General features: G+C 74.8%; 11 protein-coding genes. 3 read left to right on the top strand and 8 right to left on the bottom strand.

Annotated features, from left to right (window positions below; all coding sequences use genetic code 11):
- Positions 1 to 224: 224 nt before the first annotated feature.
- The 3 genes from J7462_RS04060 (at position 225) to J7462_RS04050 (ending at position 4,285) form a co-directional block, all read left to right on the top strand.
- On the top strand, positions 225 to 1,883 hold the full coding sequence (locus tag J7462_RS04060; protein ID WP_219461950.1) for an FAD-dependent oxidoreductase: 1,659 nt from the start codon (positions 225 to 227) through the stop codon (positions 1,881 to 1,883).
- A complete protein-coding gene (locus J7462_RS04055) occupies positions 1,880 to 3,316 on the top strand; it encodes an ATP-binding protein (protein WP_219461948.1) in 1,437 nt (478 codons plus the stop codon). The genes J7462_RS04060 and J7462_RS04055 overlap by 4 nt, the downstream gene beginning before the upstream one ends.
- A gap of 231 nt (positions 3,317 to 3,547) precedes the next feature.
- Positions 3,548 to 4,285, top strand: a complete 738-nt coding sequence (locus J7462_RS04050) for a MerR family transcriptional regulator (protein WP_219461946.1) — start codon at positions 3,548 to 3,550, stop codon at positions 4,283 to 4,285.
- A gap of 46 nt (positions 4,286 to 4,331) precedes the next feature.
- Here J7462_RS04050 and J7462_RS04045 read toward each other — a convergent pair whose 3' ends face one another.
- The 8 genes from J7462_RS04045 to J7462_RS04010 form a co-directional block, all read right to left on the bottom strand.
- Complete coding sequence (locus J7462_RS04045; RefSeq protein ID WP_219461945.1) at positions 4,332 to 7,211, bottom strand: AAA family ATPase; 2,880 nt, start codon at positions 7,209 to 7,211, stop codon at positions 4,332 to 4,334.
- A gap of 196 nt (positions 7,212 to 7,407) precedes the next feature.
- On the bottom strand, positions 7,408 to 8,061 hold the full coding sequence (locus tag J7462_RS04040; protein ID WP_308290736.1) for a DUF305 domain-containing protein: 654 nt from the start codon (positions 8,059 to 8,061) through the stop codon (positions 7,408 to 7,410).
- Between the two features lie 35 nt (positions 8,062 to 8,096).
- Positions 8,097 to 8,852: a lytic polysaccharide monooxygenase gene (locus J7462_RS04035; protein ID WP_219461943.1), complete on the bottom strand. Its 756-nt coding sequence runs from the start codon at positions 8,850 to 8,852 to the stop codon at positions 8,097 to 8,099.
- Between the two features lie 187 nt (positions 8,853 to 9,039).
- A complete protein-coding gene (locus J7462_RS04030) occupies positions 9,040 to 12,093 on the bottom strand; it encodes a M48 family metalloprotease (protein WP_219461934.1) in 3,054 nt (1,017 codons plus the stop codon).
- On the bottom strand, positions 12,090 to 12,671 hold the full coding sequence (locus J7462_RS04025; RefSeq protein WP_219461932.1) for a hypothetical protein: 582 nt from the start codon (positions 12,669 to 12,671) through the stop codon (positions 12,090 to 12,092). The genes J7462_RS04030 and J7462_RS04025 overlap by 4 nt, the downstream gene beginning before the upstream one ends.
- 155 nt (positions 12,672 to 12,826) lie before the next feature.
- Complete coding sequence (locus tag J7462_RS04020) at positions 12,827 to 13,819, bottom strand: zinc-binding dehydrogenase (protein WP_255597574.1); 993 nt, start codon at positions 13,817 to 13,819, stop codon at positions 12,827 to 12,829.
- On the bottom strand, positions 13,819 to 14,181 hold the full coding sequence (locus J7462_RS04015; RefSeq protein WP_208565987.1) for a hypothetical protein: 363 nt from the start codon (positions 14,179 to 14,181) through the stop codon (positions 13,819 to 13,821). The genes J7462_RS04020 and J7462_RS04015 overlap by 1 nt, the downstream gene beginning before the upstream one ends.
- Positions 14,178 to 15,041 carry an extradiol ring-cleavage dioxygenase gene (locus tag J7462_RS04010; protein WP_145920058.1) on the bottom strand — a complete coding sequence of 288 codons (864 nt, stop codon included), beginning with the start codon at positions 15,039 to 15,041 and terminating at the stop codon, positions 14,178 to 14,180. The genes J7462_RS04015 and J7462_RS04010 overlap by 4 nt, the downstream gene beginning before the upstream one ends.
- Positions 15,042 to 15,070 lie beyond the last annotated feature (29 nt).

Below are 15,070 nucleotides of genomic sequence, written 5' to 3'. Positions count from 1 at the left end.
CGGACTGTGCCGCACCGGGCGCCACCGCCTCGAACCGGCCGACCACGACCGCCGTCACCGGAGAACCGGTGGCGGTGGGACGGCGCAGTCGAACGGCCAGGGACATGAGGCCCACCATAGGCCGCGCCCCGACGAAAGCCAACGGATAACGCCACGGACACCCGCCGCCGGACCGCCCCGGCGGCGCGGCGGCCCGGACCGCCCGCTGTGCTTACATGGGCACCATGGCACAGCCGGTGATCCTCACCATCGACGACGACCCCGCCGTCTCCCGGGCCGTGGCCCGGGACATCCGCCGCCGGTACGGCGACCGGTACCGGGTGGTCCGGGCCGACTCCGGCTCCGGCGGGCTGGACGCGCTGCGGGAGATCAAGCTGCGCGGCGAACGGGTGGCGGTGCTGCTGGCCGACTACCGGATGCCCGAGATGAACGGAATCCAGTTCCTGGAGGCCGCGATGGACCTCTTCCCGGCCGCCCGCCGGGTGCTGCTGACCGCGTACGCCGACACCGAGGCGGCGATCGACGCGATCAACGTGGTCGACCTGGACCACTACCTGCTCAAGCCGTGGCACCCGCCGGAGGAGAAGCTCTACCCGGTGGTGGACACCCTGCTGGAGGCCTGGGCGGCCAGCCCCGACCAGGCCAGCGACGAGATCCGGGTGGTCGGGCACCGCTGGTCGGCCCCGTCGTTCGCGGTCCGGGACTTCCTCGCCCGCAACCTGGTGCCCTACCGCTGGCTGCTCACCGACGACCCGGAGGGTGGCCGGCTGCTCGCCGCCGCCGGGGCCGACGCCACCGACGTACCGCTGGTGGTCACCCCGGACGGCAAGGCGCTGATCGCCCCGACGGAGGCGGAGTTGGCGGCGGTGGCCGGGCTCACCGTCGCCCCGTCCGCCGACTTCTACGACCTGGTGGTGGTCGGTGGCGGCCCGGCCGGACTCGGCGCGGCCGTCTACGGGGCGTCGGAAGGGCTGCGCACCGTGCTGGTGGAGCGGCGGGCCACCGGCGGCCAGGCCGGACAGAGCAGCCGGATCGAGAACTACCTCGGTTTCCCCGACGGGGTCTCCGGCGCCCAGCTCACCGACCGGGCCCGCCGGCAGGCGTTGAAGTTCGGCGCGGAACTGCTCAGCACCCGCGAGGTGGTGGGGCTGGAGAGCGCCGGAGCGGCCCGGCTGCTGCACTTCGGCGACGGCAGCACCATCGCCGCCCACACGGTGGTGCTGGCCACCGGGGTGTCCTACCGGGTGCTCGACGCGCCCGGCCTGGCCGACCTGACCGGGCTGGGGGTGTTCTACGGCGCGGCGTCGACCGAGGCCCCGAGCTGCGTCGACCAGGACGTGTGGATCGTCGGCGGGGCCAACTCGGCCGGCCAGGCGGCGGTGTACTTCTCCCGGTACGCCAGCCAGGTGCACCTGCTGATCCGGGGCGCCGACCTGACCGCCTCGATGTCGTCGTACCTGATCCAGCAGCTGGAACGCAACGACCGGATCGTCGTGCACCCGCACACCGAGGTGGTCGGTGGCGACGGTGACGGGCACCTGGAACGACTGCGGCTGCGCGACACCCGCAGCGGCGACGTCCGCGAGATGGACGCCAGTTGGCTGTTCATCTTCATCGGCGCGGAACCACGCACCGAGTGGCTGGACGGGGTGCTGGTCCGCGACGAGCGGGGCTTCATCGTCGCCGGCCCGGACCTGACCGCAGGCGGCCGGCGACCACCCGGCTGGACCCTGGCCCGCGACCCGTACCACCTCGAGTCGAGCCTGCCGGGGGTGTTCGCCGCCGGGGACGTGCGGGCCTCGTCGGTCAAGCGCGTCGCCTCGGCGGTCGGTGAGGGCGCGATGGCCGTCTCGCTGGTACACCGTTATCTGGAGGCACAGTGAGCGACTCCGACGAACGACTCACCCCGGACCAGCTGCGGGAGCTGTTCCTGTTCGCCGCCCTCGACGCCGGGCAGCTCGACTGGCTGGCCGAGCACGGCCGGGTCGAGCAGCGGGCCGCCGGGACCGTCGTCTACGCCGAGGGCGAGCCGGCGACCTGCTTCTTCACCCTGCTGTCCGGCACCGTGTCGATGAGCCGGCGGGTGCACGGGGACGACCTGGAGGTCAACCGCACCGACCAGCGCGGGGTGTACGGCGGGGCCACCCAGGCGTACCTGGGCGGGCAGGTCGACCAGGTCTACCTGAACACCCTGCGGGCGGTCACCGACGCCGAGTTCCTGGTGCTGCCCTCCGAGACGTTCGCCCACGCGGTGCGGACCTGGTTCCCGATGGCGATGCACCTGCTGGAGGGGCTGTTCTTCGGGATGCGCGACACCCAGAGCATCGTCGGCGAGCGGGAACGGCTGCTCGCCCTCGGTTCGTTGTCGGCCGGGCTCACCCACGAGCTGAACAACCCGGCCGGCGCGGCCGTACGGGCCACCTCGGCGTTGCGGGACCGGGTCGCCGGGATGCGGCACAAACTGGCGATGATCGCCGACGGCCGGCTCGACGGCAGCCGGCTGCACGCCCTGGTGGAGTTGCAGGAGGAGGCGGTGAAGCGGGCCGCCCGCGCCCCGCAACTGTCCCCGATGGCCGTCAGCGACGCCGAGGACGAGCTGGCTGACTGGCTGGACGGGCAGCGGCTCACCGCCGGCTGGGACCTGGCGCCGACACTGGTCGCCGCCGGCCTGGACGTCGCCTGGCTGGAACAGGTCCGCGAGGTGGTCGGCCCGCAGGACCTGGAGTCGGCGGTGCGGTGGCTTGCGTACACGTTGGACACCGAGCAGTTGATGGCCGAGATCGACGACGCGGTCACCCGGATCTCCACCCTGGTCGGCGCGGCCAAGCAGTACTCGCAGCTGGACCGGGCCCCGCACCAGGTGGTGGACGTGCACGACCTGCTCGACGCCACCCTGGTGATGTTCAAGGCCAAGATCCCGCTGGGGGTACGGGTGGTCCGCGACTACGACCGGGACCTGCCGCCCCTGCCGGCGTACGCGGCTGAGCTGAACCAGGTGTGGACGAACCTGATCGACAACGCCCTGTCGGCGATGGGCGCGCAGGGCGTGCTGACACTGCGCACCGGGCGGGCCGGCGACCTGTTGACGGTCGAGGTGGCCGACACCGGACCCGGCATTCCCGAGGCGGTACGGCCGCGCATCTTCGAGCCTTTCTTCACGACCAAGGGCGTCGGTGAGGGCACCGGTCTGGGGTTGGACATCTCGTACCGGATCGTGGTCAACAAGCACCACGGCGACATCCGGGTGGACAGTGTGCCGGGGGCGACCGTGTTCCGGGTGCTGCTGCCGTTCACCGCGCCCGCCCGCGCCGGCTGACCGCTGGGACAGGCTGACCGGTGGGACAGGAGTGGAGAGACCGGGCGATACGGGACAGTGATCGCGCGCTCACGGAGGATAATGGTTGATCGCCGACGGGGACAAGTAGTGGTTCCCCTCCTGTCGCCCGGCAGTTACCCGGTCATACGCTCGGCCCCGGGGAGTCCCGCCGTCCGCCGCAACCGGCCGGCAGGTCGCCGTACCCCGTCCCCGACGCCTGCGGAGGCCACCGTGACCATCGACCGGGTGACGACCGGGCCGGCTACCGCCGGCACCGCGGTCGGATACACCGTGGAGGAGCTAGCCCGTAAGGTGGGGATGTCGGCGCGCAACATCCGCGCCCACCAGGCCCGCCGGCTGCTGGCCCCACCGGTGCGCCGGGGTCGGGTAGCGCTCTACGACGACTCCCACGTCCGCCGCCTCGAGGCCATCCTGACCCTGCAACGGCAGGGCTTCAACCTGGTCTCCATCGAGGCGATGCTCGGCGTGCGCAGCGGCGACGAGGCACCCGACGGCCTGACCGCGATGCTGCAACGGCTGGCCACCGAACGGCCCGCGCTCACCCACGCGCTGACCCGGCACGGGGTGCTCGGACGTGCCCCCGACGGCACGGTCCGCACGGTGCGGCCCCGGCCGCTGCGCGCCGCGCTGGACCTGCACCGGGTACGGATGGGCACGGTGCCGGCGTTGCAGGCGCTCAGCGAGGTGCTGGACAGCGTCCGGCCCCTCGCCGACGAACTGGTCGCGGCCGTCACCGCCCGGATGTTGGCCCTCGCCCCCGAACTGGGTGGCACCGGTGACCGTCCGTCGTGGTCCGACGTGGACCGGGAGACGATCCTGCTGACCCAGGGGGTGGTCAACGTGCTCACCGAGGCGTTCCGGCTGGCGGTGGAGGACCAGGCGGAGGCCTACGTCGCGGACCTGCTGGAGAATCCGCCCGGCCCGCAGCGGCCCGTCGACAACGGCTGACCGGGTCGTGACCGACCCGTGGGCCGCTCCTGCGTCGCGGGGCCGGTCAGCGGTCCGTGTCGTCGAAGCGGGACACCCAGGCGACCAGACCGGACCGGGACTCCACCCCCGCCTTGCGGTAGATCCGGGTCAGGTGCGCCTCCACGGTGCGGGGGCTGATGTGGAGCTGACGGCCGATCAGCCGGTTGGTGACACCGGTGGTGGCCAGCCGGGCGATGTGCCACTCCCGGTCGGTCAGCGCGGTCTCGGCGAGCGCCCGCAGCGGTCGGGCCAGCCGCAGGCCGACCCGGTCGGTGCCGCACCGGGCCGCCAGTTCCAACGCCCGGTGGCGGGCCCGGGCGGCGGTGGGACCGCCCTGGTCCACCACGTCCGCCGCGCGGGCGATCGAGACCAGGGCCAGGCTGTGCCGCAACACCATGCCGGCGGCCCGGAACCGGTCCGCCGCGGCACGCAGGTAGGGCATGGCCGCCGCCACCTCCCCGCGGGCGAGCAGCACCTCCCCGTACGCCGACTCGGCGAAGGCGCGCTGCCCGGGCAGGTCGATCAGGTCGGCGGCCACCAACGCGGCCTCGGCCCGGCGCTGCGCCTCGGGCAGTTCCCCGGCGGCCAGCGCCGCAGCGCAGAGCAGCTCGTGCCACATCGGACGCAGGGATGCCTGGAGGCGGGTCAGTCGGCTGTCCCCACCGGCGTCGGTGAGCATCTCCCGGCAGGTGACCGGGTCACCGGCGAGCAGGGTCGCGGTGGCCAACGCGGTCGCCGCGGTGCGCCCGGACCAGCTGTCCAGGTCACTGGCGTACTCCACCGCGCCGCGGGCCAGCGCCACCGCGCGTTCGTCGTCGCGGGGGCCGCCCCGCCAGGCGGTGCCCTGCGCCTCGAACGCGAGGGCGAAGCTGAGCAGGGAACGGCTGCCGATCCGGCGGGCGACGGTCCCGGCTTCGGTGGCCAGCGCGATCACCGTGCCGAGCTGCCCCCGGTGGTAGGCCACCTGGCTGCGGCCGAGCAGCAGTTGGCACAGGCCGTCGTCGCGGTGGGCGTCACGGACCAGGGCGATGCCGCGGTCCAGGTGCCGGCTGGCGTCGGCGGGGCGTTCCAGGAACAGCTCGGCCAGGCCCAGGGCCAGCAGACAGTCGGGGTGGTCGCGCAGGTCCCGGTCGGGCAGCGCGTCGACGATCGGCGTCGCGGTGGCGAGCAGGTCCCGGGCGATGGCGACGTCACCGTCGTGGGCGGCGGCGAGTACCCGTACCGCGAGCAGACCGGCCCGGTCGATGCCGCTGGCGTCTCCGTCGGGTGCGCCGCCGGGCACCGGCGCGGGGTGGCCGGACAGGATGCCGACGGCACCGAGTTCGGTGGCGAGCTGGTACGCCCCGGCGCTCGGCGTCGGCATCCTGATCAGCTCCCGGCGGCTGATCGCGGCGGCCTCCGCGTAGTTGCCCAACAGCCGTTCCACCCGCACCCACTGGGCGACGGCGGCTGCCCGCCGACCCGCCGGGTCGGCGGGCAGCTCCGGGACGACCTCCCGCAGCAACGTCCGGCTCTCGGCGAGGTCGCCCGCCTCCCCGGTGATCCGGGCCAACAGCAGGGTGACGTCGTGCCGGCTGTCGGGGGAACCGGCCGGTGGGCGTAACGCGCGCAACGCCGCCCGCAGCCAACGGACGGCCAGTTCCGGGGCCTCGCGGCGGATCTCCCTCGCGGCCCGGCAGAGCACCTCGACGTACGGTTCGACCGGCCGGTCGTGGGGCAGGCCGAGCAGCTGTTCGGCCTGCGCCACCCGTTCCGCCGGAGGCGCGTCCCCGGCGAGCAACGCGGTCAGCGCTCGGTGGTGGGCCTCGGCCCGCCAGGCCGGGTCGGTGTCCTGACGGACCGCCGAGCGCAGCAGCGGATGTCGGAAGGTGAACCGCGAGGTCGCCGGGACGACCCGCAACAGGTCGCGGCGGACCAGGCGCCACGCGGACTCGTTGACCAGCGGTGGGGGCAGGCCGGCCACCTCGGCGAGCAGTTCCACCGCGCACGGCGTGTCCAGCACTGCGGCGGCGCGTAGGCACGCCGTGTCGGCCGGGGGCAGGCCGGCCCACTCGGCACGCAGGGTGGCCACCGCCCGGTCGGTGAGCCGGGGCGGGCCGGTCGACGGGGCGTCACGGTCACCGGTCGGCACGACGCCGGCCAGTGCGGTGAGGTAGCCGGGGACACCGGCGGCCCACTCGTGGCGTTCGTCCAGCTCATCCGGGTCGTCGTCCGGGTAGAGTTCGACGGTCTCGGCGAGGCTGAGCGGCTCCAGCTCGATGCGTTCCCGGCACCGACCCGCCGGGACGCCGGTGGCCGGTGGGCCGAACGGCATCGCGGTGGCCATCTGCCGGGGCCGGTAGGCCAGGATCAGCAGCAGCGGCGCGGGCACCGGGTAACGCAGCAGGTGGGTGACGAGCCCGATGGAGGCGGTGTCGGCCCAGTGCAGGTCGTCCAGGACGAGGGTAAGCCCGTCCCGGGCGGCCAGGGCGAGCAGCCGGCGGGCCAGTTGATAGGTGCGGAACAGCCGCACGTCGACCGGGCCGGCGAAGCGGGGCAGCAGCGCGCCGTCGGGTTCGGCCCCACCGGTGGGAGGTCGCCGTGGGTCGGCCCGGGGTGGCCGGGCGGTGCCGAAGGCGTGCCGGAAGACGTGGAACGGGATGCCCTGTTCGGCCTCCGCGCCGGTGCCGACGACGAGGGGCAGGGCCGGGGCGCAGCGGTCCAACGCCGCGTGCACGAAGCGGGTCTTGCCGATGCCGGGGTCGCCCACCACCTCGCAGACCACCTGCGTCGCGGTGCGTACGCGGTCGACGTGCGCGGCGCGCAGACGCGCGATCTCCGGGTGCCGCCCGACGAATGGTGGGCCGGCCACCGCGTTCTCCAGCCCAGCTGCCATCACGCAGATCACGTGCTTTCCCTGCGACACTCCAATGAGGATTGACGGGACTATACCGGGGCCAAGGAAGACGAGGAACATCGATTCCGTCGGGGTGGCCGAACGACTCCCACCCGCTGACCGTACGGGTGGTTATTTCAGCCGCTTGCGCTATGGCTCCGGCACCCCACCGTACTGCCGACGTCGGCTGGTGGGGCCGGTCGTCCGCCGACAGCTGCCCGCCCGGTCAGGGCGCGACCCGGGCCACCGGCAGCTCGGTGAGCAGCCGGACCTGCGCGGTACGGGACTCGTCGATGCGCCGGGCCAGGTCACGCACGATCGGGGAGACCGCCGACGCCCGGTGGGCCCGGGCCAGCACGGCCGCCTGCCGTTGCTGCACCACCAGCACCGCCACCAGGGCGGCGTCGTACCCGGTGACGGGGGTGTCCCGCAGCCGGGACACCGGGTCGGGTGCGCCGCCCGGGGCGGGATGCTCGTGCCGGTGCCCGCCGGGCTCCGCCCCGGCGGCGCGCAGCCACTCGCGGGCCTGGGCGACCTCGTCGGTCTCGGTCGCGTCTATGGCGGCGACCAGGGTACGCAGTCGCGGGTGGCGGATCCGCTGCGGCGCGACCCGGACGATGACCAGGGTGCGCTCCTGGTGGGCCGTCATGGTGTGCAGGAACACCAGGTCGGATCCGCCGATCACGGGCGGCGGGCCGGACCCGCTCGACAGGGGCGGCCCCGGGGTGGCCGGGGACACGGCGGGCGCGCACCCGGTGAGCAGCACGACCGCGCCGACCACCACACCCAGTCGGCGCAGGCCGGGACGGCGGCGGTCGGACCGGGTGCGGTCGATGGTGGACGGTGGCGCTCCGCCATCCGCCTGCCGGGGTACGGGCACGGCCCGGATTCGGTGGACGGGCACGGCGACGCCGGTCAGACCCGGGTCCACAGGGCGGGCACGTACGGCGGCTCCCAGCCCGGGAGCGCGGTGTGCGCCTGCCGGCACCGGTAGCTCGCCCCCTGGTAGGTGACGAGGTCGCCGACCTGGTAGCTGCGGCCGGCCGTCCAGGTGCCGCCGGCGGTCGGCGAGGGCCCGGGAGTGGTCGGGGGCGGGGTGACCGTACGGGTGGGGGTGGGGGTGGGAGTCGGGGTACGGGTCGGGGTGGGGGTCGGGCCACCGCCGCCGAGTTGCACGTCCACACAGGAGTAGAAGGCGTTGGCGGTGTCGGCGATGTTCCAGACGGCGAGGATCTTCTGCCGGCCGGTGAGGCCGCCCAGGTTGACGGTGTGCGAGACGGTGGCCTCGGGTTGCCGGCCGCCGCCGTCGACGACACCGACCCGGGTGTCGCCGACGAAGTACTCCCAGTTGCTGGTGGCGTGCCGGGCGGTGTTCACCCAGGTGAAGGTGAGTGTGCTGCCGACCGGGGTGGCCGGCCAGCCCCGGTTGTCGTCGTCGAGGACGGCGAACCCGGTGATCCCGGCGCTGCAACTGCGCAGCCCCTTGCGGCCCTCGACGCTCTGCGGCTCGTACCGGATCTGACCGCAGTCGGGCACTTTCCCCTGGGCGCAGAGGGCCTGGCGGCTGGGCGGGGCGGAGACGTAGCCGTGGGCCTGGGCGGGCGCGGCGAGACCCAGGGAGGTGACGACGGCACCCGTCGCCAGCAGGGGGACGGTGACGGTTCGACGCATGGGGACCCTCCTCGGGGCGAAACGTGCGGTCGACGGCGGGCGCCGGACGGCCCTACGACGCGCCGCTCGGATCGAACCCGGTGACTGCCCCCACGGTAATTTAAAGTTTGTTAACAGTAAAGTGGCAGACGGTTCCGCGTCGGGCGGGACGCCGTCCGATCGGCCGCCCGGTGTGGGTCGTGGACGGTCAGGGCGGACCGAGTGCACCGACCACGGTGGTCACCACAGCGGTGAGCAGCCGCTCGTCCAACGGCTGTGCCGTCACGACCATGGACACGGCGACCAGGTTGTGTCCCACCCGCACCAGGACGAATGCCGTCGCACCGGTGATCCGGCTCCGCCCGCTACCGACGGCCAGCGCATAGTCGACCCGCCAGGACTGCTCACCCAGGGCCGGGGCGGCGCGGCCCCCGACGGTGAACCGCACGCCACCGCTGACGAACCGCCGACAGGCGGCCCGGGCGGTCTCGGCGGCGGCGAACACGCCCCCGCCCACCGGCCCGACGTACGAGGTGACACCGACCTCCACCGTGGTCGAGGCGATGCCGAGTCTGCCGCGTGGGGTGGCGTACCGCGCCGCCGCCCGGGCCCGCTCCCCCGGTCTGAGCCGGTCGAGGTAGCTGTCGCGGGCCAGCGGGACACACTCGGTAGGCTCGATCCGATCGTTGCCGGCGGCGGTGACCGGTCGGGACTCCCAAGACGTCGGTAGCGCCGACCGGACGGCATCGACGGCGACCCGCGCCTCGGCAGCGGTGAGTCGTCGCCCGGCAGCGGGCGGCGGGTCGGGGACCACCCGTGCCGACGGGGTCGGCGCGTCAGGGGCTGCGCGGGAGGCGGACGAGGTGCCGGCCGTCGGCACCGGGACCCGGACGCCGGGCACCCCCGGCCCGAGCACCAGCACGGTCACCGTCAGCACGATCGACACCGCCGCCGGCAGCACCAGCCGGGTCGGCAGCACCATCCGGCGGGGTACGGCCCGGGGCAGCAGCACCGGCACGACGAGGGCCGCCAGATACAGCAGCCAGACCAGCGGGTTGCCCACGGTCAGCCGCAACGCCGACCCGGCGGCGGACCGCCCGGCCAGGGCCGCGTCCAGGTACTGCACCAGCGCCGACCCGAGGGTCGCCGCGGTCGCGGCGAGCAACGCCCCACCGAGCCGGTCCGCGACCCCGCCCCGACGGCCCGGGGCGGGTGAATGACCGGCCCCGGGGTCCGACGGGGACGCGGGACCGGGGTCGCTCGTCGGACCGGGGTCGGACCCGGCTGCGGTGATCACCAGGACGACGACGCCGACGAGCCCGGTGAGCAGCCCACGGGCCTGTGCGTCGCCGACCGCCTCGTCGAGGGTGCCCGGCGGGGCGAACCGCAGCTGCCCGACCGCACCACCGGCGCCGACCAGCACGGCCACCGCGACCACCCGGACCCGGGTCGAGTCGACCATCCGGCGGGCCAGGGAGCCGCCGTGGTGCCGGTCGGCGCGTCGGGCGGTCACCAGGAAGCGCACGCCCAGCAGTACCGGCAGCCCGAGGGCGAGCAGCAGCCAACCGGTGTCGGGCAGGTCGTAGGCCAGCCAGATCCGCACCAGCTCCGGGTCGGACCAGAGCGGTGGCAGCCCCGGCACCGGCCAGAGCACCGCGACCGTCACCGCGAGGGCGGTGGCGTGCCCGGCGTACCGCCAGCTGCCGGTGCGAGGTCGGGCCAGGTCGGCCAGCGCCGCCGCGACGAGCACGCAGAGCGCCACCGCGCCCGCGCCGAGCACGCCGGTCACCGCGGCGAAGACCAGACCGGCGACCGCCCCTTCGGCGAGGAAGAGTCCCGCGCTGCCGGGCAGTGGCAGCACGGCGACGACCAGGGTCGCGCCGAACAGACCCAGGCCCGTACCGGCGACCGGACGCCACCAGCCGGGCGCGGTCGCGGACCGGTGGGCGGTGGTCGCCCGCCGCAGCAGCGACGGAAACAGCCCGCCGACGAGCAGCACGGCGGCGACCCAGACGTCGACCAGCCGGGGCAGCCAGCCCAGCGCCGGGTAGTGCGCGTTCGCGACGAGTTCGTGGACGGCGGCCATGCTCACCACCGTCACCGCGCCGACCGCCATCCCCTGGGTGACCTCACCGCCGCGCCGGTCCGACGACTCCCGCAGCGACCTGATCCGTTGCTCAGGAGTCGGGTGCCGGGCGAACACCGTCCGCAGCGCTGCCCGCGCCGGCCCGCCGCGCACCCGTCCGCCGCCGTCGGCGCGCGCCCGTGCGCCGTCGGCGCGCAGCAGGGCGGTCAGTGCCCCGGCCTGGTCGTCCCGGGCCGCCTGCCGGTCCGCCGCCCGTTCACGCGCCCGCAGCAACGCCGCCGACAGCACCGCGACCAGGGTGGCGAGCAGCCCAGCCCGCAGGAACGCCCCGGCGACGGTCCGGTTCGGTCCGAACACGCCGACCTCCAGCAGCCCACCGACGGCGACGGCCGGCAGGGGCAACCAGACCAGGGCGCGGACGGCGGCCACCCACACCACGTCCCGGGCCCGGACGTGGGCCAGCTCGTGGCGCACCACCGGGTCGAACCGTCGCGGCTCCCGGTGGGCCAGGGCGAGCCCGACCGGGAGGACGACGATCGGCCGTCGACCGACGACCCCCACGGTGAACGCCTGCCGCACCGGTGGACCGGCGATCAGCAGGCGCGGTCGATCCCGGCCGGTCAGTCCCTCGGCGGCGCAGAGCACCGCGAACCGCTGCGCCGCCGCGCCGACGGTGAAACGCCGGTGCCGACGTAGCCGCCACAGGTCGACCGCCGGCACCGCCACCAGCAGCACCGCCGCGCAGCCCAGCACGACGGCGACCGCGACGAGCAGCACCAGGGCCCGCTGTCGGGTCGGCTCGGCCAGGCAGTCGGTGAACCCGGGTGGCACCGGGTCGACGGTGGTCGCCCCGAACGCCCGCTCGCAGGCGTCGAACGCCACCGCCCAGGGCAGGCTGAGCGACCGGTCGGCGAGGAAGTACAGGTCTCCCGCACCGACGCCCACCGCGCCGAGCGCCGCCACCACGAGCAGGTACCACCAGCCCAGCCGGTCCGGTGCGGAACCGGATCGCGTGCCGACCGCCCCGACGGGTTGCCGAGGGCCGGGCCCACCGGCGCTCGACGCCGGGCCGGGCCCACCGGCGCTCGACGCCGAGGCGGGCCCACCGGCGGGACGGGTGGCGCCCGGTCCGGCCGCGTCGACCGGACCGGGCGGACCGGTGGCGGGTCCGGTCACCGGTCGTCCGGGGTGACCGTCGCGCCGATCGTGGCATCGGCGAGCAGGTCGGCCGCCTCCGGAGGCAGGCCCAGCGCGAGCGCGTGCCGCCGGCAGGCCGCCCGCAGCAGGACCGCCTGCTCGGCGGTCAGCTCCAGCCGGTCCTGCTGTGCCGGTGTGCCGGGAAGCGGGGCGGCGGACGCGCAGACGGCCGGTCGAGGGTCGGCCGACGTGCCGTCCCGGTCCCCGGCCGGCGGGGTCGACGACGGTTCGGTGCCCGGGGACGGTTCGGACGGGCGACGGCGGCGACGCCAGCCGGCCAGGATCCCGGTGCCGATCCCGGTCGCACCCAGGACGAGCACCTCGCTGGTGGCGGCGGCGACCGCCTGCAGGAACAGCTCGCCGACCAGTGACGTGTCGATGCCGAAGCCGACGGCGCTGCCCGGTGCCCCCGACGTCCGGGCGGGTCGCCCGGTGCCGGCCCGCCAGTCGGCGGCGACCGCGTCGAAGACCTCCAGCTCCTCCGGGGCGTAGCGGGTGACGGCCGTACGGGCGGCATCGACGACGAGGACGGCGACCCGCGGTGATAGCTCGAGCACCGCCTCATCCTCGCGCCGGCAGGCAACCCGGCGGCAGCGGCGGTCGGGAATCGGTCAGCCGACCTGCTCCCGCCCGCAGACGACGGCATCGCCGGTCGGCCGGATGGAAGCCGACCGGCCGACGCTGTCGCCGACGGGCTGCACGGGGCGGACGGTCAGCCCGGGGGCACCAGCACGAACCGGCCGGCGGTGGTGCCGGCGCGCTGGTCGGCCCAGGCCTGCGCCGCCTCGGCCAGCGGCCGTACCTGGTGGGTGACGGTCAACCGACCGGCGGCGGCGTGCCCGGCGACCAGGGCGATCGCCGTGGCGCGTTCGGCGGCGGTCAGCTCGTTGTTGGTGTAGCCCAGGATCCGCAACGACCCGCCGCGCAGGGTCGCCGAGTCGATCGTCGCGGTCGGTGCGGCCGAGCCGCCGAGGTTGACCAGCCGGCCGCCCGGGGCCAGGGCGCGCAGGGCCGCCGCGGCGGGCACCCCGAACAGGGGGTCCAGCACCAGGTCCACCGGGCCGGCGGCGGCCTGCCGGAACCGCCGGGCGAGGTTCTCCGGATCGTCGGTGTCGGCGAGCCGGACCACCGCGTCCGCGCCGCAGCGGCGGGCGGAGTAGACGGCGGCGTCGGACCGGCAGGCCGCGACCACCCGGCCCGCCCCGGCGAGCCGGGCGAGTTGCACCGCGGCCTGACCGACCGTGCCACCGGCGGCCAGCACCAGCACCACCTCCCCGGGGCGCAGGCCGCCCCGCAGGGTCAACGCCGCCCAGGCGGCGACCGCCGAGAGCCCGAGGGCAGCCACCAGGCAGTGGTCGGCGTCGTCCGGCAGCACGACCGGGTCGGCGGCGGGGACCACCGCGTACCCGGCCAGGCTGCCGTCACCGGGGGCCAGTCCCGCCCGGGTCGGGAACCAGACCGGGGTGCCGTCGTCGAGGGTGCCCACGCCCTGCACCCCGGGGACGTACGGCAGCGCCGGGGCGCCCAGGTAGGAGGTGCCCGAGGCGCAGAGCAGGTCCAGCGGGGTCAGCGGGGCGGCGGTGACCCGTACCCGCACCTCACCCTCGGCCGGCACCGGGCGGGGGCGGGTGACCACCTCGGGTGGCTCGCCGTGACCGGTGACGACGACGGCGGGCATCGACGCGGCGTCGGGTCCGGCGGTCATCAGGTGGCGATGTCCGGGTAGGGCAGCGAGAAGTGGGCCAACCGCAGGCCGTACTGCTTCTGGTAGGCCATCGGCTCGTCGTGGTCCCGCTCGAACATGGCGATGAACAGGGTCAACGTCAGGAACGGGTGGGCGCCGAGAGCGAAGAGCCGGACGTGGTCGTGGCTGGCCAACGCGTCGCGTTCCTCGTCGGTGAACCGCAGCCAGGTGCTCGCCTCACCGGTGGTGCAGTTCAGCACGGCATTGGCGCGTTCGGCCTCCCACCAGGCCACCGTGGCGTGCGGGTCGGTGCGGTAGCGCTCGACCAGCTCCGGATCGCGGTCGACGGTGTAGAGGAACTTGTCGACCAGGTAGCGGCTCATGCCGGCGCTCCGTTCGGATACCAGGTGAAGTACGCCTCCATGGTGTGGAACAGGTCCAGGGTGTCCACGTGGTCGGCCTTGGCGCCCGCGCCGGCCACCCCCATCATCAGCATGAAGTCCATGAAGCCGTGGGTGGCGTTGCCGGGGGCGTGCAGGCTGTCCAGGGTCACCTCGGACAGGCAGCCGTCGAGGTCGCCGTTGGCGATCCACTCCACCGCCCGGCGGTCGAACTCCGGGTCCGGGCCCTGCGGGCCGAACTGGCGGGGCCCGCCCAGCTCCAACGACAGGTGGCCGGTGCCGATGACGGCCACCCGCAGGTGGCTCGGCCAGCTCTCGACGATCTCCCGGATGGCCGCGCCGAGCTGCACGAACCGTTTCGGCTGCGGCAGCGGCGGGGCGAAGATGTTGGTGTAGATCGGCACGATCGGCAGGTCCGCCTCGGGCCGCAGCGTGATGATCGGGCAGGTGATGCTGTGGTCGATGCGCAGCTCGTTGCTGAATGCCAGGTCGAAACCGGCGTCCAGGCCGGCCCGCAGCACGTGGGCCGACAGGTCCTCCTGGCCGCGCAGCAGCATCCGGGGCAGCCCGAACTCGCGTTCCTCGTTGTACCAGTTGGCGTCGTAGAACGGGGCCTTGCCGACCAGGAACTGCGGCATGTTGTCCAGCCAGAGCTGGTGGAAGTGGTCCGAGCCGACCATCACCAGCACGTCCGGCCTGGCCCGGGTGAGGGTCTCCCGGAACGCGAGGATCTTGCGGGCCCACTCGTCGGCGAACGGGGGCCGGTCCTCGCCGGTGGCGGTGGTGGCGCGGTAGTAGAACGGGTGGTGGGTGGAGGCGATGACCGCGACGACCTGGGCCATGGCCGCTCCTCTCGCAGACGGTGGGGTGG

The organism is Micromonospora sp. RL09-050-HVF-A, from assembly GCF_019374995.1.
Lineage (GTDB): Bacteria > Actinomycetota > Actinomycetes > Mycobacteriales > Micromonosporaceae > Micromonospora > Micromonospora antibiotica.
Note: the sequence above shows the minus strand (reverse complement) of the source record. Positions and strands in the feature narration are given on the sequence as shown.

Coding starts and splice junctions, on each gene's coding strand:
- J7462_RS04060 (WP_219461950.1), top strand. CDS start 225: ATGGCACAGCCGGTGATCCTCACCATCGACGACGACCCCGCCGTCTCC.
- J7462_RS04035 (WP_219461943.1), bottom strand. CDS start 8,852: ATGCGTCGAACCGTCACCGTCCCCCTGCTGGCGACGGGTGCCGTCGTC.
- J7462_RS04020 (WP_255597574.1), bottom strand. CDS start 13,819: ATGACCGCCGGACCCGACGCCGCGTCGATGCCCGCCGTCGTCGTCACC.
- J7462_RS04015 (WP_208565987.1), bottom strand. CDS start 14,181: ATGAGCCGCTACCTGGTCGACAAGTTCCTCTACACCGTCGACCGCGAT.
- J7462_RS04010 (WP_145920058.1), bottom strand. CDS start 15,041: ATGGCCCAGGTCGTCGCGGTCATCGCCTCCACCCACCACCCGTTCTAC.